Here is an 18,081-nt window from a genome sequence, read left to right as displayed (position 1 = left end):
GCTGCGGGCGGCGGCCGTCCGCCCCCAGCCCGCCGTCGATCAGTGCTCGCGGGTCAGGGTGAGCAGGCCGCCGGTCGGCACGGTCACCGGGTTCGCACCGGCGACGAGGTCGAGCACGGTCTCGGACAGGATCTCACCACGGCAGTCCTGGACGCGGGCGAGGGCCCGTTCCGGCCGGGTGGCCGTCAGGAGGACGACGGTGTCGCCGTCCGCGTTGGCGACGAGCAGGGTCCCCGGGCCGTCCGTGCCGTACCCCTCCGGGAGCGCCACGGGCAGCGGCGCGTAGCGCGCGACCACCGTGGTGCGGTCGTCGCCCGCGCGGACCAGGGGGTAGCCGAGGTCCGGGCGGGAGGGTTCGAGGGAGCCCTGCTGGAGGACGTCGGCGTGGCGGCGGAAGACGCCGAGCCAGAAGCGCAGGGTGGCGAGCTGGTCGGGGGTCTGCGTGGCGAGGTCGACGGAGATCTGCGGCACCGAGAACAGGGCGTTGACGAGGTGGACGGCGACGGACTCGGGCGTCTCGGCGGCATGCCACATGATCATGTCGGCGTGGACGGCGAGCGGACCCGCGGTGAGCCGGCAGTCGACGATGCGCTGGCGGTTCTCGGCGGGGCTGAGCGGGCAGTCGACGGTACGGACCATGGTGGCGTACGGCCAGAGGCCGGGGCTGACGTACGGCTGGCGGTGCTCGACGATCACGTCGGGCCTGGTGCGGCGCAGCCGGGCGTCGAGGTCGGCGAGGAGCCGGCGTACGCCCTCGTGGAGGGTGTCGTGGTCGGCACCGGCGGGGGCGGGCGGCGGGTCGGCGACGGCGAAGAGGTCGATGAAGTCGAGCTTCACGCCGTCCATGTCCCAGTCCTCGACCGCGCGGGAGATCTTCTCGATCAGATAGCCACGGACCTCGGGGTGGCGGGGGTCGAGCACGGCCGCGTCCAGCTGCGGCACCTCGCGCAGGATCTTGCCCTTGAAGCGGTCCCAGGCGTCGTTGTGCCGGCCGATGAACGGCACCGCGTACCAGAGGAGGTAGGCGAGGCCGAGCCGGTGGACCTCGGCGACGTGGCCGGCGAGATCCGGGAAGGCGGTGGTGTGGGGGTCCCAGTCGCCGCAGTGGCCGTAGCCGCGCGTGCGGTCGGCGGTCTGCCAGCCGTCGTCGACGATGATGCTCTCGATGCCGAGGCCGGCCGCGAGAGCCGCCTGGCGCTCGACGACGGCGGCGTCGACGTTCTGATGGAGGCTGTACCAGGTGGAGTAGGCGGGCATGCGTGCGGCGGGGGCGACGCCTGGGTGCTCCAGGCCCTCAGCCCACCAGTCGGTGACCGCCTGCACGGTGGCCGCGAAGTGCCGGCCGCTGAGGTCGATCCGCAGCCGCAGCGGCGGCCCGCCGGGGGTGAGTTCCTGCTCGACGGTGAACGCGAACTCGCCGCTCTCCTCGACGACACCGGCGCCGACGCGCACGGGCGCGGCCGTCTCGCCGGCGGCGGCGGTGCACAGGGCGCGGTCGCCGGTGCCGACCAGGCTGGCGACGGGAGCGCCGAGGGCGAGCGAGACGGTCCTGGGGGTGATCCAGGACGGCGGCAGCCAGCGGGCGGCGCTGGTGTCCGGGGTCCAGTAGGCGGTGGCCCCGACGCAGGGGACGCGCCATTCGGCGCGGAGGGTGACGGCCTCCGTCGCGGTGACCTCGATCAGTGTCACGCCGTCGTCGGCCCGGGTGACGGTGGACTCCCACGCGCCGCCGCCGAGCCCGGTGAGGTGCACGGTGAGCGGGTCGCCGGTGGAGTGGAACAGTCCGGTGGCGAGCCGGCGCTGAACGACGGTGCCGGGGACGTCCTCGGCTGCCGCGCCGGGGCGCCAGGCGGGGACGGGCGACTGAGGAGCCTTCTCGCCCTCGGCGTCCTCGGGAGCGGTGTTCGGTGGGGCGGTGGTCACGGCGGTCACTCCTTGGTGGCCCCGGCCAGCAGGCCGGAGATGAACTGGCGTTGCAGGACGAGGAAGAGGGCCATCACCGGGATGGCCGCGATGGCGCCGGCCAGCAGGACCTGTGCGTAGTTGGTGGTCGCCAGGCCCTGGAGGGTGGCGGTGGCGACGGGCAGTGTGTACATCTCGGGGCTGCGCAGCGCGATCAGCGGCCAGACGAACTGGTTCCAGCCGCCGAGGAAGACGAACAGCGCGAGCGCCGCGATGATCGGCCGGTTGACCGGGATGACGATCCGCCACAGCACGCGCAGTTCGCCGGCGCCGTCGACGCGGGCCGCGTCCAGGAGTTCGTCGGGCATCGACCGCAGCGCCTGCCGCATCAGGAAGATGCCGAACGGGGTGACCAGGCCGGGCAGGATGACGGACTCGTACGAGTCGATCAGGCCCAGGTCCATCATCATCTGGAAGATCGGGATCAGCATCACCGTGTCGGGGATGACGAGGGTGCTGAGCAGCAGGACGAAGAAGAGGTTGCGTCCGCGGAAGTCGAACTTGGCGAAGGCGTAGCCGGCGAGGACGGAGACGACGACCGCCCCGACGGTCTGGACGCCCGCCACCAGGAGGGAGTTGAGGAGGACGCGGGTGAGGCCGATGGACTCCTGGAGGCCTTGGAGGTTCTCCATGAGGTGGCCGCCGGGCAGCAGCTTCGGCGGCCACGAGAAGACGTCCTTGTTGTCCTGGGTGGCTGCCATGGCGAGCCACCAGAACGGTCCGACGCAGAGCCCGAAGGCGCCGGCGAGCAGCACGGTGAGCAGGGGGCCGCGGAGCTTCATCGGCGCTCTCCCATCAGGCGGACCTGGAGGATGCCGAGGACGGACACGATCAGCGCGAGCGCGTAGGCGAGGGCCGAGGCGTAGCCGAAGTCGAAGTACTTGAAGCCGTTGTTGTAGAGGTACATGGTGACCGTGAGGGTGGCGTTGTCGGGGCCGCCGCCGGTGAGAACGTACGGCTCGTCGAAGAGCTGGAGGGTGCCGATGGTGGAGAGCACCACGGTGAGCAGGAGGATCGGCCGCAGCTGGGGCAGGGTGATGGAGACGAAGCGGCGGATCGGACCGGCGCCGTCGACCATCGCGGCCTCGTACAGCTCCTTGGGGATGCCCTGGAGGCCGGCGAGGTACATCACCGCGTTGTAGCCGGTGTAGTGCCAGGTGATGACGAGGACGACGCCGACGCGGGCCCAGCCGGGGCTGCCGAGCCAGTTCACCCGGTCGACGCCGAAGAGGGAGAGGACCCAGTTCAGCAGTCCCGCGTCGCGGTTGAGGATGACCGAGAACATCACGCCGGCGGCGACCAGACCGGTCAGCGAGGGGACGAAGACGCCGAGTCGCCAGAGCGGGCGCAGCCAGACCTTGGTGGAGTTGAGGCCGAGCGCGACGAGCAGGGCGAGGCCGAGCATCAGCGGCACCTGGACGACGAGGATCAGCGCGGTGTTCCTCAGCGCCGTCCAGAACAGCGGGTCGTCGAGGAGGCGCCGGTAGTTGGCGAGTCCGGTGAACTGCCGCTGCTCGCCGTTTCCGGTGGTGAGGCTGATCCAGAACGAGGCGGCGATCGGGTACGCCTTGAAGATCGCGAAGCCCAGGACGGCGGGCATGATCAGCAGGTACGGGACGGAGTCCCGGGTCAGCAGGCGGCGTCGGCCCGGGCGGGCGGAGCCGGTGCGCCGGGAGGTGCCGCGACCGGCGGTGGTGACGGTCGCGGTGGCGGTCGCGGCCCCGGAAGCGGGGGCGCGTTCGGACGGGGCGAGGGACATGATCAGGCCGCCTGCTGCCGGCCGGTCTGCTGGGCGAGCTGCTTGGCCGCGGCCTTGAGCGCCGTGGCCGGGTCGGCGCCCTTGATCAGCACCTGGCTCTGGGCGTCACTGGCGAGCTTCAGGGCGCGGCTGTAGTCACCGGTGAAGTTGGTCGCGCCGGCCCCGGCGGTGAGCGAGTCGACGAAGGACCGCAGTACCTTCTGGCCCCCGTAGAAGGGGTCGGGGGCGCTGAACTTCGGGTCGGCGTAGGCCTCCTTGAGCGCGGGGAACACCCCGCCGGAGGCGAACATCCGGTTGATCTCGGCCGGCTTGGTGAGCGCGTACTCGATGAAGCGCCAGGCGGCCTTGCGGCGCTTGCTGGTGGCGGAGACGGTCAGGAAGGTGGAGTTGACGATGGCGCTGCGGCCTCCCCCGGGGACGGCGGCGGGCGGCTGCATGACGCGCCACTTCCCGCTCTGCGCCGGGAACTTGCTCGACAGGTACTCGATGGCCCAGGCGGGGTACGGGGCGGTGGCGAGCTTGCCCTGGCCGACGAGGCGCTTCCAGGTGCCCGTGCCCGCGGTGTCGGCGAGCAGACCGGCGTCGTTGAGCCGCTTGATGACGGTGAGGGCCTGGACGGCCTCGTCGGACGCGAGGGTCACCTTGCCCTCGGCGTCGAAGTAGAAGGCGCCCTGGAGCTGCATCAGGTTCTGGAAGAAGTCCATGTCCTGGACGGTGCCGGGCTTGTCGAGCCCGAGGAGCTGGGCGCCGGTGGCGGCGAGGATCTTCGGTCCCTCGGCTATCAGGTCGTCCCAGCTGGTGAGGGACGCGGGGTCGACGCCGGCCTTCTCGAAGAAGTCGTGCCGGTAGAACAGCCCGAGCGGGTTCACCTCCCACGGGAGGGCGTGGACGGCCTTGTCCTTGCCCAGGACGGTCGGCCACAGACCCTCGACGAAGGCGTCCTTGTGCCGGTCGGCGCCGAGCTTGGACAGGTCGGCGAGCCCCTCGGGGAACTTCTCCAGGTAGCCGGGCAGGTAGTCGACGCCGATGTGGAGGACGTCGGCGAGACCCTTGCCGCCGGAGGCGAGACCGACGGTGATCTTGTCCCAGATGGCGGGGTTGCCGAGGTCCTGGACGTCGACCGTGATGCCGGGGTTGTCCCGCTCGAAGGAGGGGACGACACCGCGGAGGGCCTCGGCGGCGGTGGTCCAGCTCCAGATGGTGATCTTCCCGCTGTCGCCGTCGGCGCCGCCGGCGGCACCGCCGGATCCGCCGCCGCTGCCGCCGCAGGCGGTCAGACCGAGTCCCGCGGCGGCGGCGGTGGCGAGGTGCAGCATCTGACGGCGACTCAGCTGGTGGGACATATCGGCTCCTGGGTGAGGGTTTTGGTGTCGGTGTCGGTGTCGGTGTCGGTGTCGGTGTCGGTGTCGGTGTCGGTGTTGCCGGCGGTACGGGTGGTTGGGGTGTTTCGGGTGAGCGTGTGCAGCGCCTCCGCGAACAGATCCACCGCGTGAGCCGGGGTGGACACGTGGGGAGAGAGGCGGATCCACTCGTCGCGGCGCGTGGTGATCACACCGGCCGCTTCGAGAGTGCGGTGGACGGTCACGGGGTCGTGACCGGGGAGCCGGAACGTGCCGATACCGGCGCGTTCGAGGTGGCCGAGCCCGTCCAGCAGGACCTCGGCGCCGGCCCGCCGCGCCCGGTCGAGCAGTTCGGCGAGGGTGGCCCGGATCCGGGTGCCCGCGGCGGCCGGGCCGCCCTGGGCGAGCAGCTCGTCGACGGCCGCGCCGATGGCGGCGGCGGCCGGGAAGTCCGGGTTGGTGGCGAGGTGGGCGGCGGCCCCGGGCAGCGGCGGTGCCGGGTGCCGCGCTGCGAACGGTTCCGCGACACCGGCCCAGCCGCCGAGCCCGGGAGCCAGTCGCCCGGCACACCGGTCGCGGATCAGCAGCAGGGCGGCACCCCAGCCCGCCCGCAGCCACTTCTGGCCGCCGCTGACGAGGACGTCGGCGGCGTCCGCGTCGAGCGGGACGGCGCCGAGACCCTGGATGGCGTCGACGACGAGGAGGCGGTCCGGTCCGAGCACCTCCTTGAGGGCGGCGAGCGGAGCCACGTACCCGGTGAGCGAGTCGACGGCGCTGACGGTGAGGGCGGTGACGTCGGACGTGAGGTGACGGCGCAGCAGGTCGGGCGTGATGTGACGCCGCCCGTCCGGGTCGACGAGGCGGACGTCCGGGCCGCCGCGGCCGGCGAACCGGAGCCAGGGGTAGACGTTGGCGGGGAACTCGCCACGGGGCACCAGGATGGTGCCGGGACCCTGGAGCGCCGCGGCGACGGTGAACAGGCCGTTGCTGGTGGACGGGGCGAGGGCGATCTCGTGGGGGCGGGCGTCGAGCAGCCGTGCCGCCGAGGTCCGTGCGGCGTCGCTGAGGGCGAACAGCCGGTCGAGGTCGGCGGGGTCCGCGCGGGTCGCCAGGGCGGTCGCCGCGGCGAACGCGTCGGCGGGCCGCCGGGCGAGCGGGCCGACCCGGGCGTGGTCGAGGTAGCCCGGCATCGGACCACGGACGGGGGGCGGTCCAGGAGCCGCCGAGGTGGCGGCTTCGGGTGCCCGTGGATGAATTTGATCGTTCAAAATCTGTCCCTCAAGAGGCCAGGCACATAAGTTTCCGGAATTTGAAGGTTCACATTAGAGAGATGAGATCACCTCGGCAAGAGGTCGGACAGGGTGAATCACGCCGGGCCGCAGCTCTTCGGGGGAACCCTCCGCGGGGCGTCGCGCGGCGCCGCCGGCCGGCCCCCGGGTTCGGGCTATCCATGGCCACAGACGACGGTCGTCCGTGACCGTCAGCGTCCGGCGAAGCCGGAAAGGTGGGAGACCAGTGGCCGTCCAGCCCATTCCCGAGGGATACCCGCGCGTCACGCCGTACCTCTGCGTCGACGGAGCCGCGGCCGCGATCGACTTCTACGTGTCCGTGCTCGGCGCGGTCGAGCGGATGAGGATGCCGGCGCCCGGCGGCGCGATCGGCCACGCCGAACTGACCCTCGGCAACTCGGTGGTCATGCTCGCGGACGAGTTCCCGGACATGGGGTTCCGCTCCCCCAAGGCGGTCGGGGGCACACCCGTCACCCTGCACGTCTACGTGGAGGACGTCGACGCGGTCTTCGCGAAGGCCCTCGCCCGGGGCGCCAAAGAGCTGTCACCGGTCAAGGACGAGTTCTACGGCGACCGCACCGGGCAGCTCGAAGACCCCTTCGGCCACCGCTGGAACCTCGCCACGCACGTGGAGGACGTCCCCGAGGAGGAGATGGAGAAGCGCGCGAAGGCGGCGATGCGGTCCATGCAGCCACCGTCCGAGGCCGCCTGAATCTCGACGCACGGCCACCGGCCCGGGACGCGACGCCGACCGCGTCGCACGTACGCGCCAAGGGTGACAAGCACCCGATTTCGCCGGTCAGGGCCCCTTCATACAGTCAGACTCGCGGGAGGCAATGCGCCGGTGGGGCGTGGGCGAGGCGGGGGCGGCGAGACGGGTGGGTGTGACCGAGCGCGGTACGACCGGTCGTGCCGACGGGGGATCGGCGCGTGCGCTGCCGCGGCACGTGGCCTGCGTGATGGACGGCAACGGCCGCTGGGCGCAGCGGCGTTCGCTTCCCCGCACGGCGGGCCACCGGGCGGCGGAGACCACCGTCATCGACATCATCGAGGCGGCCCGGGCGGCCGGCGTGGAGTGGCTCAGCCTGTACGCCTTCTCCACCGAGAACTGGAACCGCCCCGGCGCCGAGGTCGACTACCTGATGCGTCTGGTCCGCCGGGTCGTACGAAAGCACGCGCCGCTGCTGCTCGCCCGCGGCATCCGCTGCCGCTTCCTCGGGGTCTCCGACCCCCGTATCCCCCGCGATCTGGCCCGGGACTTCGACGACCTGACGACCCTGACGGCCGACTGCCGCGGGATGACGCTGACCGTCGCTTTCGACCATGGCGGGCGCCGGGACATCATCGAGGCCGCGAAGTCGCTGATCCGCAGCGGGACGCCCGCCGACGAGGTGACCGAGCGGCTCTTCGCGGACCATCTGCCGTTCCCCGACACCCCGGACGTGGACCTCGTCATCCGCACCTCCGGTGAGCAGCGCATCTCCAACTTCATGCTCTGGCAGGTCGCCTACGCCGAGTGGGTCTTCCCCGAGGCGCTCTGGCCGGACTTCCGGGCCCCCGACTTCCTTGCCTGCCTGCACGCCTACCGGCGCCGCGACCGCCGCTTCGGCGGCGTGCCGCCTCAATCCCACGGAGATTCGTCATGACGACCGGAACCACGCGAACCGCGCCCGACGAGGCCGACCTGTTCGGCCCGGAATTGCAGTTCCATGCCCTCTTCGACGACCCTCGCTGGGCGCTGGCCATGATCCGCGCCACCGTGCTGGAGGCCGCTCACCCGCAGATCGGAGCCGCCCTCGTCGACAACTCCACCTTCGTCGCCCACCCCTGGCGCCGGCTCCGCAACACCTTCCTCAGCATGCGGCGCATGTTCGACGCCGACCCGGCGGTACGCGAACGGGAGGCCGCGCGGCTCAACCGGCTGCACACCCGCATGAGCGGCTCCGACTCCCGCGGCCGTGCCTACGACGCCATGGACCGCGCGACCCGCGCCTGGGTGATCGCCACCCTCTTCGAGAGCGGCGTCACGATGTGCCGGCTGAGCGGCCAGCCGCTCGACCAGGACACCATGGAACGCATGTACGCCGAGTACCGCTCGTTCCTCGCGGCGCTCGACGGCGACGCCGGGGAACTCCCCGAGGACCTCCACGACTTCTGGCGGTACTTCGACCGGGTCGTAGAGAACGAACTGGAGAACACCGAGGCGGCCCGTGTCATCCTCTACCGGCTCTTCGACCACCTGCCCGCCCCGGCGCTGCTCGACGGCGCGCCGACGCTGTGGGCGGCCGGCCGGGCTGTCGCCGGTCCGCTCCTCGGCGCGATCACCGTCGCCTCGCTCCCGGAGGCGTACCGGCGCCGGGCCTGCCTGCCCGAGATGCCCGGCGCCGCGACCCTGATGCAGGGCGCCTACCTCACCGCCGGGCTGGCCCGATTCCTGCCCGGGGGCTGGATCAACGCCGAGACCATCATCGAAGTCCTCTCGCTCCGGCCCGGCAGCGACGACCCCCGCGCCCGGACCGTGACCGCCCTGCGCGCCCGGATGAAGCGGGCGTCGGCCCTGCTCCGCCTCCTGGCGCCGCTGGGTGGCGACAACGACCCCGACCCCGGCCCGGAACCGTCCGCGGCCACGGGTGAGGGCCGGCGCTCGGCGGAGGAGTTCTTCCGGCAGGTGCTGGACCAGACCGGCGACGGCTACCTCGACTGGCCCGACCTCGCCGCCATGGCCCGCGAACTCTCCACCCGCCTCGACCTGGACGAGCCCGAGGAGACCCGGCTCTACGACGCCTTCGCCGCCTGGTGGCGCGAGCTCCAGGCCGCCCTCGACACGGACGGTGACGGCCGGGTGAGCGTCGAGGAGTACGCCGCGTCCGTCCCGTCCCTCGCCGGACCCGCGCTCATCCGCGTCGCCGAGGTCCTCTTCGACGCCACCGACAAGGACGGCAGCGGGACCATCGACGCGGACGAGTACCAGGCCCTCTTCCGTACCGCCTTCCACCGCGACCTCACCGCGACCGGCGGCGCCTACAGCCGGAGCGCCTTCGTGGGCGACTTCCTCTCCTTCATGTCAGGCCGCCGCACGAGCACCCTGTACGACCCCCTCCTCGCGGATGCCTGAGGCGCTCCGTCTGGATCACGGGGCGGCGCGCCGGAGGAAAGCGCCCTCGCTGCCGGCAGAGCGAGCACACGCGTGAGGCCCGGATCCTGTGGATCCGGGCCTCACGTCGATTCAGTAGCGGGGACAGGATTTGAACCTGCGACCTCTGGGTTATGAGCCCAGCGAGCTACCGAGCTGCTCCACCCCGCGTCGGTAGACACAACCCTACGCCATCGGGAAGGCGCTCCGCGCCATCGGCGCCAGGACGAGGCGGCTGGCATGGCTCCCCGCGGCGCTGGGCAGGACGGTGCCATGACTGTGCTCTCCCCGGACATCCGCGAGCGGCTGGAGGCTCCGCACCTCTGGTACGTCGCGACCGTCGACGCCGACGGCGCGCCCCATGTCAGCCCGATGTGGGTCGGCCTGGACGGTGACCTCGTCTTCTTCAACACCGCCGTCGGACGCGTCAAGGAGCGCAATCTGCGCCGCGACCCGCGCGTGTGCCTGTCGCAGGCCGACCGGTCCGGCCCCTTCGACCGCGTCCAGATCCGAGGCCGGGTCGTCCGGTTCGTCGAGGGCGCGGAGGCCGAGCGGAACATGGACCTGCTGGCGGCCAAGTACCTCGGCACCGAGCGGTTCGAGTGGGGCATCCCGGGCGAGCGACGGGTGGTCGCCCTCGTCGAACCGACCAGGATCCGACGCGTCATCGGCGTCGAACCGCTCCCCCCGGGCGCGCCCGGGGCGTGAAAGGCCGCCCGCCCCGGATCCCGTAACCCCGGGCGTGTGACCTGGCACGCATACGACGAACCGGCACCGCGCCGTTGCGCGCGATGCCGGTTCGGAGGCAGTGCGTCCCGTCGGGGCGCGTCGCCGGTTTCGGTCGGTCAGGAGATTTCGGGGAGGAGGCCCGTGACCGGGGCCGCCTGGTCGGTGAGCTGGTGGATCTGGCCCAGTTCGTTCAGGCGGTCGAGGCCGCCCAGCTGGCTGGCGATGCCGGGGAACCGGTCGCGGGACTCCTCGGGGATGCCGGTCGTCGCGACGGCGTCGAGTTCGCTGATCGGGTTGATCGGGTTGATCGGCGGGCCGAGCGGGCCGGCGGGGGCGACGGCCTGCGCCGCGGACACGCCGAGGCACGAGAAGGCGGCGGCGACGGCCAGGACCGAGGAAATGCGTCGTGTTGAGGTCATACCCCTCACAACGGACCGACGTGCCGACGGACACGGCCGGTCCCCGCTCCCACCGTCCGAACGGAGGTACCGGGCGCCGTCCGGCTACACCCGCTTCAGTCGGGCCCGCCACGGCCCGTCCGCCAACTCGAGCTGCACCACGAGCGGTCCCTCCGGCAGGGGAACGGTCTCCCTCCGCTTGCCGATCTCGTTGACCATGTTCTCGTCCGTGGGCAGGGCGGTGTGGTCGTCGTGTCCGGCGAGCTCGTAGATGTTCACGATGAAGTTGTCGTCGCCCCCGTAGCGGAGGGCGAGGTCGGCCACTCCCCCCGTGTGCAGCAGCACGTCGGGTCCGCGGGACTCGATCTCCTCCTCCGTCAGCCGGAAGGCCGTCGCCAGCGGCGACACCTCCACCCGCCACGGCCCTTCCGCCTCGAGCCGCATCCGGAGGGTCCCGTTCTTGGGGACCGTGGCGAGCAACCGCCCCCGGAAGTCGTCCTCGGTGCTGTTGACGAGGAGGTCCTGCTCCTTGTTGCGCCGGTCGAGGACCGTGAGGCCCGTGTAGCCGTCGCCCTGTACCTCCAGCTGGACGACGACCGGGCCCGGCGGAAGCCCGCTCACCGCGATCACGTCGTTGTCCCGGCCGATCTGTGTGTACGGCGCGAAGACGGGGCCGTACGACCAGCCGGGTCCGGAGGGCTGCCCCCGGTCCGCCGCGGCGGGGGCGACCGGGGTGACGGGCTGCGTCGGCGGAGCCGTCGGCGCCGACGGCACGGGAGGCACCGCGAAGGCCGGCAGGGCCGGGACCGCGGCGGGCATCGCCTGGGCGGGTGCCGCCTGCGCCGGCACGGCCTGGGCGGGCACCGTCCGCGGGGGAAGCGGTGCCCTCGGTGCCGCGACCGGCTCCGCCACGTTCACGCCGTGGTCCGTGGCCAGGCCCGCGAGACCGTTGGCGTACCCCTGGCCGACCGCCCGGAACTTCCAGCCGCCCGCCCGCCGGTACAGCTCCGCGAGGACCATCGCCGTCTCCCCGGCGCCGTCCGTCACGTCGTACCGCGCGACCGACGTGCCGTCGGGGGCGAACGCCTCCACCGACAGCCCGACGACGTCCCGCATCGTGCCGTTCCCCGTCGACCCGACCACCAGGACGCGGGCGATCCGGTCCTCGACGGTGGTGAGGCCGACGTCCAGCCATGCCGTGCCGCCGCCCGTGTCCGTCAGCCGGACCGCGCCGGACGGGTGCGCCGGCGCACTGTGGAAGACGACGTCTCCGTCGCCCCCGACCGCCCCGCTCTCCGTCAGGGACAGCGCCATGACGTCCACGCCCGCGCCCCGCACGGCGATCCGCAGCGGGACGGACGGTACGAAGCTGTTGTCTCCCTTGATCATCGATCCCATGGCTCGGCGGCCCTTCCCCTCGTGTCCCCACCCTTGTCGATCACGAAGTGATCCTGCATTCGACGGGGCTCGCGGGCAAGGCCCTCGATCGACGGGGCGGCGGCTCAGGCGCCGGCCAGCTCGGCGTTGGCGCGCTCCGTGACCAGGGTCAGGACTCGGCCGGCGGTCGCGAGGTCCTCGGCCGGGATGTCGGCGTACAGCCGGGCGGCGATCTCGGCGGATTCGGCGGACGTGATCGCGTCCACCTCCCGTCCCGCGTCCGTGAACCTCAGTCGGGACGTCTCCGCCGGGTCCTCCTCCAGCAGCTTCTTGGCCGTCAGCTCGTCGATGACGCCGCGTACGACCGAATCGTCGGTCTTCAGCGAGGCGTTGACGTCGGCGACGAGCTCGTCGCGGCCGATGGACCCGCCCGCTGCCACGAGGGCCCGGAGGGTCACGCTCTGCTGGTACGTGATGCCGTGACGGGTCAGCGCGCCCTCCAGGACGGCGCGCGCGGCGAAGAAGGCCAGGGCGACGACCCGGCCGTTGACCGCGGGTGCGGTGGTGGCGGTGGTAACGGTCATGACTGCTCCTCGTCGTTCTCGGTGGGTGGATCAAGGGGATCAAGAGGTACGTCGAGCAGGGTCGCCAGCTCGCGGGTGAACTGCCGCGCCCGCGGTCCTGCCTGTCCGCCGAGGGGCTCCAGCAACTGGTCGAGGAGGCCCTGGACCACCCTGACGGCGCGGCGCGCGACGTCGTGGCCTTCCTCGGTGAGCGTCAGCTGCACGGCGCGCGGGTCGTCCGGGTCCCTGGTGCGGTCGACGAGTCCGGCGGCCTCCAGGGCGCGGGCGAGCTTGGACACGTACAACGGCTCGAGCCCCGTGTGGTCGGCGAGACGCCGCTGGCTGGGCCGCAGCCCGGAGCGCGCCATGCCGTACAGCGAGGCCATCAGCGCGTACTGGGCATGGGTCAGGCCCAGCGGCGCGACCGCCCGGTCGACGGCCACCCGCCACTTGGTCGACAGCCGCCAGACCAGAAATCCCGCTGTCGCGCCCTCAGTTGCTCCGCTCATATCGAGATACGGTACATGGCTACTATGTCCATGGCTACTATTTTCTGGCGGATACCCGTAGAGCGGTGGTGGGCATGAGTGGGAGCTCGGCGTCCGCGGCGTGGAGAGAGTGGGGGGCGGCAGGAGGGAGTACGCACTCCTTGCCACTTACAACTTATAGCGCACAGGGGGGCTTGCGGCAAGGCCCCGGCGGTGCCGCAGAATCTCTCCTCATGACCCCCCTGATCACCAGTGCGTTCGACCTGCCCGACCGACTCTCCCCCAAGGCCGACCCGGCGCTGATCGCCGGTGACGAGAAGCACTTCGCGGACATCTCGGAGAGCCTCGAGCAGGTGATCGCCGAACTGTCCGAGCGTCTCGACGCCGAGCTCAAGGCCCCCGGCGGCGTCGGCCGCGAGGCGATGGAGCGGGACATGGAGGTCCACCGGCTGACCACCCGCCTGCGCGCGCTGCGCCGCTTCGGCATGGACCTGTGTCTCGGGCACATGGTCGCGTCCGACGGCTCCGAGCCCCTGTACGTCGGGCGGCTCGGTCTCACCGACACGTCGGGGCGCCGGCTCCTCATCGACTGGCGCTCCCCCGCCGCCGAGCCGTTCTTCGGGGCCACCCACGGCAACCCGATGGGGCTCGCCAGCCGCCGCAGGTACCGCTGGACCGGTGGCCGGATCAGCGACTACTGGGACGAGGTGTTCACCCAGGACGCGTTCGTCGGGCACGCCGCCCTCGACGACCAGTCGGCCTTCATCGCCGGCCTCGGCGACAACCGCTCGGCCCGGATGCGGGACGTCCTCGGCACCATCCAGGCCGACCAGGACGCCATCATCCGTGCGGGCTCCCGCGGCGCTCTCGTCGTCGACGGCGGCCCCGGTACGGGAAAGACCGTCGTCGCGCTGCACCGCTCCGCCTATCTCCTCTACTCCGACCCGCGCCTCGGTCACCGTCGCGGCGGCGTGCTCTTCGTCGGTCCCCACGACCCGTACCTGGCCTACGTCGCCGACGTCCTGCCCAGCCTCGGCGAGGAGGGCGTCCGGACGTGCACCCTGCGGGACCTCGTCCCCGAGGGGGCGTCCGCGCCGGGCGAGACCGACCCGGACGTCGCCCGGCTGAAGTCGACCGCGGACATGGTGGGGGCGATCGAGAAGGCCGTCAGCTTCTACGAGGATCCGCCCACCGAGGGAATGCCGGTCACCACGCCGTGGGCGGAGATGTGGCTGAGCGCGGACGAATGGGTCGAGGCGTTCCAGGCGCCCGGGCCGAGCACTCCGCACAACGAGGCACGGGACCTGATCTGGGAGGAACTGGCCACGATCCTGTGGGACAAGTTCGACGCGGACGGTTACGGGGACGGGGACGGCGCCGACGCCGTGTCGCCCGAGCAGTTCCGCAGGTCGCTGCTGCACGACAAGGAGCTGGTCGGCGCGCTCCACCGCGCCTGGCCCCTGCTCGAACCGGCCGACGTCGTCGGCGACCTGTGGTCGGTCCCCGCCTACCTGCGGATGTGCGCGCCCTGGCTCGACCGCGAGGAGGTCCGGATGCTCCAGCGTGCGAACCCGCAGGACTGGACGGTGTCCGACCTGCCGCTGCTGGACGCGGCACGGCAGCGGCTCGGTGACCCGAAGGCGTCGCTGCGCAAGCGCCGGCACGACGCCACCGTCGCCGCCGAGCGCGAGCGGATGGCCGGTGTCATCAGTGACATCGTCGAGGCCGATGCCGACGGCGAGGGTGCGGTGACCATGCTGCGCGGCCGGGACCTGCAGGACAGCCTGATCGACGAGAGCGCGCTGCCCGGCGCCGACGTGGACCCGCTGGCCGGCCCGTTCGCGCACGTCGTCGTGGACGAGGCGCAGGAACTGACCGACGCGGAGTGGCAGATGCTGCTGCTCCGCTGCCCGTCGCGGAGCTTCACCATCGTCGGCGACCGCGCGCAGGCCAGGCACGGGTTCACGGAGTCGTGGCGGGAACGGCTGGAGCGGGTCGGGATGGACCGGATCGACGTGGCCTCGCTCAGCGTCAACTACCGGACGCCCTCGGAGGTCATGGCGGAGGCCGAGCCGGTGATCCGTGCCGCGCTTCCCGACGCCAACGTGCCGAGTTCGGTCCGCAGCAGCGGCCTTCCCGTCGTCCGTGGGTCCGTCGCGGAGCTCGACTCGCTCCTCGACACCTGGCTCGCCGAGAACGCCGACGGCATCGCCTGCGTCATCGGCGATCCGACGTTCCCCGCGACGTCCCGCGTGCGGTCCCTGACGCCGCAGCTGTCGAAGGGGCTGGAGTTCGACCTGGTCGTCCTCGTCGATCCGGTGACGTACGGCGAGGGCATCGAGGGAGCGGTGGACCGCTATGTCGCCATGACCCGGGCGACGCGGCAGCTCGTGGTCCTCACGAGCTCCTGACCCGGCTGGGCGGCGGCAGTTGCGGCAGCTGGAGTGTGAAGCGCGCGCCGCCGCCGGGGGCCTGGCCGACGGTCAGGTCCCCGCCGTGGCGGCGGGCCACGTCGCGGGCGATGGCGAGACCGAGGCCCGCTCCGCCGTCGTCCCGGCTCCTGGCGTCGTCGAGGCGGACGAAGCGCTCGAAGACCCGGTCGCGTTCGGCCTCCGGGACCCCGGGGCCGTCGTCGTCGACGCACAGCAGCACGCCGCCGTCCGTCACGCGCACCGTCGCCGTGATCCGGGCGTCCGCGTGCCGCTGGGCGTTGTCGAGGAGGTTGCCGATCACCCGGGCGAGCCGCTGCCGGGAGCCCGCGACGACCGCCCCGGCGTCGGCCCCGGCCAGTCGTCCCCTCGCGGCCGGCGGCACCGGGTCCGCGCCGGTCCAGCAGGCCCGTGCGGCGCCGGACCGGGACGACGACTGATCGACCCGCCGGGGCCGTGGCGTTGACCTGGGAGACCGTTCATATAGCAGGACGAGTGGTTTAGCTCCCCGTCCGTGTGACGGAGCTGGCCCGTGGGACGCCCGTACGTCGAGTGTGTGCGCGATGACTACTCATGACACGCACACCCCGGACAGCGGCGCTCCGGACGACAAGGCGCTGGACACCGACGCTCCGGGCATCAGCGCTCCCTCACGGCGCTCCGTCGTCACGGCCACCGGCGCCTCGGCGCTCGCCGCCGGGCTCGCCGCCGCCTCCGCCGGGTCCGCGACCGCGCTGAGCCCGGCCACCGCGCCCTCGACGGTGCCCGCCGCCGTCCCGGCCGCCGCTCCGCCGGGCACCGACCCCCGGGCGTACACCGCGGTCGCCCGTGCCATCGCCGTCTACGACGAGCACGACGAGTCCCTCGTCCCGGCCTACCTCAGGGTCGTCGAGAACGGCCTGCCCGCCCGTCGGGCGAAGGCCACGAAGCGGGTCCTGATCGTCGGCGCCGGACCGGCCGGACTCCTCGCCGCCGACCTGCTCAACCGCGCCGGACACGACGTCGTCGTGATCGAGGCCAACGGCAACCGCGTCGGCGGCCGCGTCAAGACGTTCCGCAAGGGCGGCCACGAGAACGGCGAGCAGCCCTTCGCCGACCCCCTGCAGTACGCCGAGGCCGGCGCGATGCGGCTGCCCGAGAGCCACCCGCTCCTCATGGCGCTGATCGAGAAGTACGCGCTTCCCCGCCAGGAGTTCTACCTGGTGGACGTGGAGGTCGGGGACCCGTCGAAGCAGGCCAACCGCACCTGGATCCACGTCAACGGCGTCCACATGCGCCGGGCCGACTACGAGAAGGATCCCGCGCGGATCAACGACACCTTCGGTGTCCCGGACGCCTACCGTACGAAGACCGCCGCGGTCATCCTCGCGGACGCCCTCGAACCCGCGCGCCGGCTCGTCCGGGACAAGGAGGGGACGCCCCTCGTCGAGGGCTGGGTCGAGGTCCTCCAGCGGTACGGCCACTGGTCCATGTACCGATACCTCACCGAGGTCGCCGGGCTCGACACCCGCACGATCGATCTCGTCGGCACCATCCAGAACCTCACCTCGCGACTGCACCTGTCCTTCATGCACAGCTTCCTGTCCGCCGCGCTGATCGACCCGAAGACGAAGTTCTGGGAGATCAAGGGCGGCACCGCTCTGTTCGCCGACGCGCTGTACGCGCCCGTGAAGGGCAAGGTGCGGCTCGACAGGCGCGCCGTGCGCGTCGAGCGGCTCGGCGGCAAGGTCAGGGTGCACACCGTCTCCGAGGACCACCAGACCGGCGGGGAGGGCGTGACGGAGGTGTTCGAGGGCGACGAGGCGATCATCACCGTCCCTTTCTCCGGGCTGCGCCACGTGACCTTCGCTCCTCCGCTGGCCTACGGCAAGCGACGGGCGATCACGGAGCTGCACTACGACGCGGCGACCAAGGTGCTGCTGGAGTTCTCCCGGCGCTGGTGGGAGTTCACCGAGGCGGAGTGGAAGGAGGCGCTGGACTCGATCGAGGGCGGGCTGTACGAGAAGTACCGCGCGGGCGGGGTCGCGCACGGCGACCACCTCGGCGCGCACCGGTCCGTGAAGGACCTGGGGGTGACGGTCCCCGCGGGCCTCAAGGAGTAATTCTCCGTCTTCCGGCCGGTCGCGGACGGCGAACCGGAGGCGTCGCACGTCCGGGGCGGCGGCTCGGTCAGCGACAACGCCAACCGCTTCATGTACTTCGAGCACGCGGCGCCCATGGAGGGCAGCGACGGAGGGATCATGCTCGCCTCCTACAGCTGGGCCGACGACGCGCTGAAGTGGGACGCGTTCGCCGACGAGGAGCGGTACCTGCGGGCGCTCGCCGGTGTACAGGCCGTCTTCGGCCGCCGCTGCGAGGTCTTCTTCACCACCAAGTGCAGGACCCAGTCATGGATGCGTGACCACTACGCGTACGGGGAGGCCTCCGTGCTCTTCCCGGGGCAGCACACCGAGCTGTTCCCGGACGTCCCCACCTCCGAGGGGCCGCTGCACTTCGCCGGGTGCCACACGTCCGTCAAGCCCGCGTGGATCGAGGGCGCCCTGGAGTCCGCCGTGCGTACGGCCCTGAAGGTGCACACGGGCTGACGTGGCCCTGCCCGGGTGAGGGTCATCGG

Annotated in this window: 14 protein-coding genes, 1 tRNA gene and 2 pseudogenes; 6 read left to right on the top strand and 11 right to left on the bottom strand. The window is 72.2% G+C overall.

Annotated elements, in window-relative coordinates; genetic code table 11:
• Window positions 1–39: 39 nt before the first annotated feature.
• From ACWFR1_RS21125 to ACWFR1_RS21105, 5 genes are read right to left on the bottom strand one after another with little or no spacing between them, the layout of a single operon-like run.
• Window positions 40–1,923 carry an alpha-galactosidase gene (locus ACWFR1_RS21125; protein ID WP_453553331.1) on the bottom strand — a complete coding sequence of 628 codons (1,884 nt, stop codon included), beginning with the start codon at window positions 1,921–1,923 and terminating at the stop codon, window positions 40–42.
• A gap of 5 nt (window positions 1,924–1,928) precedes the next feature.
• Window positions 1,929–2,744: a carbohydrate ABC transporter permease gene (locus ACWFR1_RS21120; RefSeq protein ID WP_453553329.1), complete on the bottom strand. Its 816-nt coding sequence runs from the start codon at window positions 2,742–2,744 to the stop codon at window positions 1,929–1,931.
• On the bottom strand, window positions 2,741–3,721 hold the full coding sequence (locus ACWFR1_RS21115) for a carbohydrate ABC transporter permease (protein ID WP_453553327.1): 981 nt from the start codon (window positions 3,719–3,721) through the stop codon (window positions 2,741–2,743). Before ACWFR1_RS21115 ends, ACWFR1_RS21120 begins: the two co-directional genes overlap by 4 nt.
• A 2-nt stretch (window positions 3,722–3,723) precedes the next feature.
• Window positions 3,724–5,064 (bottom strand): ABC transporter substrate-binding protein, encoded by a 1,341-nt coding sequence (locus tag ACWFR1_RS21110; RefSeq protein WP_453553325.1) that lies wholly within the window; start codon window positions 5,062–5,064, stop codon window positions 3,724–3,726.
• Window positions 5,049–6,251: an aminotransferase class V-fold PLP-dependent enzyme gene (locus tag ACWFR1_RS21105; protein WP_453553323.1), complete on the bottom strand. Its 1,203-nt coding sequence runs from the start codon at window positions 6,249–6,251 to the stop codon at window positions 5,049–5,051. The genes ACWFR1_RS21110 and ACWFR1_RS21105 overlap by 16 nt, the downstream gene beginning before the upstream one ends.
• Window positions 6,252–6,576: 325 nt before the next feature.
• Between ACWFR1_RS21105 and ACWFR1_RS21100 the strand changes: the two genes are divergently transcribed.
• The 3 genes from ACWFR1_RS21100 (at window position 6,577) to ACWFR1_RS21090 (ending at window position 9,465) form a co-directional block, all read left to right on the top strand.
• On the top strand, window positions 6,577–7,062 hold the full coding sequence (locus ACWFR1_RS21100; protein ID WP_453553321.1) for a VOC family protein: 486 nt from the start codon (window positions 6,577–6,579) through the stop codon (window positions 7,060–7,062).
• 247 nt (window positions 7,063–7,309) lie between these two features.
• Window positions 7,310–7,996 carry a polyprenyl diphosphate synthase gene (uppS, locus tag ACWFR1_RS21095; protein WP_453553378.1) on the top strand — a complete coding sequence of 229 codons (687 nt, stop codon included), beginning with the start codon at window positions 7,310–7,312 and terminating at the stop codon, window positions 7,994–7,996.
• Window positions 7,993–9,465 carry an oxygenase MpaB family protein gene (locus ACWFR1_RS21090; protein WP_453553320.1) on the top strand — a complete coding sequence of 491 codons (1,473 nt, stop codon included), beginning with the start codon at window positions 7,993–7,995 and terminating at the stop codon, window positions 9,463–9,465. The genes uppS and ACWFR1_RS21090 overlap by 4 nt, the downstream gene beginning before the upstream one ends.
• A gap of 115 nt (window positions 9,466–9,580) precedes the next feature.
• On the opposite strand, the gene ACWFR1_RS21085 is transcribed toward ACWFR1_RS21090, so the two are convergent.
• A tRNA-Met gene (locus ACWFR1_RS21085) sits at window positions 9,581–9,654 on the bottom strand.
• 102 nt (window positions 9,655–9,756) lie between these two features.
• Between ACWFR1_RS21085 and ACWFR1_RS21080 the strand changes: the two genes are divergently transcribed.
• Window positions 9,757–10,191, top strand: a complete 435-nt coding sequence (locus ACWFR1_RS21080; protein WP_453553318.1) for a PPOX class F420-dependent oxidoreductase — start codon at window positions 9,757–9,759, stop codon at window positions 10,189–10,191.
• A gap of 137 nt (window positions 10,192–10,328) precedes the next feature.
• Here ACWFR1_RS21080 and ACWFR1_RS21075 read toward each other — a convergent pair whose 3' ends face one another.
• The 4 genes from ACWFR1_RS21075 to ACWFR1_RS21060 all read right to left on the bottom strand — a co-directional run bounded on the left by ACWFR1_RS21075 (window position 10,329) and on the right by ACWFR1_RS21060 (window position 13,059).
• Entirely contained in the window at window positions 10,329–10,631 is a 303-nt protein-coding gene (locus tag ACWFR1_RS21075) for a hypothetical protein (RefSeq protein ID WP_453553316.1), read from the bottom strand.
• An 84-nt stretch (window positions 10,632–10,715) separates the two neighbouring features.
• Window positions 10,716–12,008 carry a TerD family protein gene (locus ACWFR1_RS21070; protein WP_453553314.1) on the bottom strand — a complete coding sequence of 431 codons (1,293 nt, stop codon included), beginning with the start codon at window positions 12,006–12,008 and terminating at the stop codon, window positions 10,716–10,718.
• Between the two features lie 104 nt (window positions 12,009–12,112).
• Window positions 12,113–12,571 carry a MarR family transcriptional regulator gene (locus ACWFR1_RS21065; protein ID WP_453553312.1) on the bottom strand — a complete coding sequence of 153 codons (459 nt, stop codon included), beginning with the start codon at window positions 12,569–12,571 and terminating at the stop codon, window positions 12,113–12,115.
• The gene (locus ACWFR1_RS21060; protein WP_453553310.1) at window positions 12,568–13,059 is read right to left on the bottom strand and encodes a MarR family winged helix-turn-helix transcriptional regulator; all 492 of its coding nucleotides are present in this window, start codon (window positions 13,057–13,059) and stop codon (window positions 12,568–12,570) included. The genes ACWFR1_RS21065 and ACWFR1_RS21060 overlap by 4 nt, the downstream gene beginning before the upstream one ends.
• A 212-nt stretch (window positions 13,060–13,271) precedes the next feature.
• Between ACWFR1_RS21060 and helR the strand changes: the two genes are divergently transcribed.
• Window positions 13,272–15,449, top strand: coding sequence for an RNA polymerase recycling motor ATPase HelR (helR, locus tag ACWFR1_RS21055; protein ID WP_453553308.1), 2,178 nt, complete (start codon window positions 13,272–13,274; stop codon window positions 15,447–15,449).
• Here helR and ACWFR1_RS21050 read toward each other — a convergent pair.
• Window positions 15,436–15,858: pseudogene (locus ACWFR1_RS21050) on the bottom strand (sensor histidine kinase); the annotation flags it as partial. The gene helR and the pseudogene ACWFR1_RS21050 overlap by 14 nt on opposite strands.
• Window positions 15,859–16,030: 172 nt before the next feature.
• Here ACWFR1_RS21050 and ACWFR1_RS21045 point away from each other — a divergent pair.
• A pseudogene (locus ACWFR1_RS21045) lies at window positions 16,031–18,052 on the top strand (flavin monoamine oxidase family protein).
• The last annotated feature ends 29 nt before the right edge of the window (window positions 18,053–18,081 follow it).

The sequence above is a fragment of the Streptomyces sp. NPDC055103 genome (assembly GCF_053607625.1).
Note: the sequence above shows the minus strand (reverse complement) of the source record. Positions and strands in the feature narration are given on the sequence as shown.

Coding starts and splice junctions, on each gene's coding strand:
- ACWFR1_RS21120 (WP_453553329.1), bottom strand. CDS start 2,744: ATGAAGCTCCGCGGCCCCCTGCTCACCGTGCTGCTCGCCGGCGCCTTC.
- ACWFR1_RS21115 (WP_453553327.1), bottom strand. CDS start 3,721: ATGTCCCTCGCCCCGTCCGAACGCGCCCCCGCTTCCGGGGCCGCGACC.
- ACWFR1_RS21110 (WP_453553325.1), bottom strand. CDS start 5,064: ATGTCCCACCAGCTGAGTCGCCGTCAGATGCTGCACCTCGCCACCGCC.
- ACWFR1_RS21105 (WP_453553323.1), bottom strand. CDS start 6,251: ATGCCGGGCTACCTCGACCACGCCCGGGTCGGCCCGCTCGCCCGGCGG.
- uppS (WP_453553378.1), top strand. CDS start 7,310: ATGGACGGCAACGGCCGCTGGGCGCAGCGGCGTTCGCTTCCCCGCACG.
- ACWFR1_RS21090 (WP_453553320.1), top strand. CDS start 7,993: ATGACGACCGGAACCACGCGAACCGCGCCCGACGAGGCCGACCTGTTC.
- ACWFR1_RS21080 (WP_453553318.1), top strand. CDS start 9,757: ATGACTGTGCTCTCCCCGGACATCCGCGAGCGGCTGGAGGCTCCGCAC.
- ACWFR1_RS21075 (WP_453553316.1), bottom strand. CDS start 10,631: ATGACCTCAACACGACGCATTTCCTCGGTCCTGGCCGTCGCCGCCGCC.
- ACWFR1_RS21070 (WP_453553314.1), bottom strand. CDS start 12,008: ATGGGATCGATGATCAAGGGAGACAACAGCTTCGTACCGTCCGTCCCG.
- ACWFR1_RS21065 (WP_453553312.1), bottom strand. CDS start 12,571: ATGACCGTTACCACCGCCACCACCGCACCCGCGGTCAACGGCCGGGTC.
- ACWFR1_RS21060 (WP_453553310.1), bottom strand. CDS start 13,059: ATGAGCGGAGCAACTGAGGGCGCGACAGCGGGATTTCTGGTCTGGCGG.
- helR (WP_453553308.1), top strand. CDS start 13,272: ATGACCCCCCTGATCACCAGTGCGTTCGACCTGCCCGACCGACTCTCC.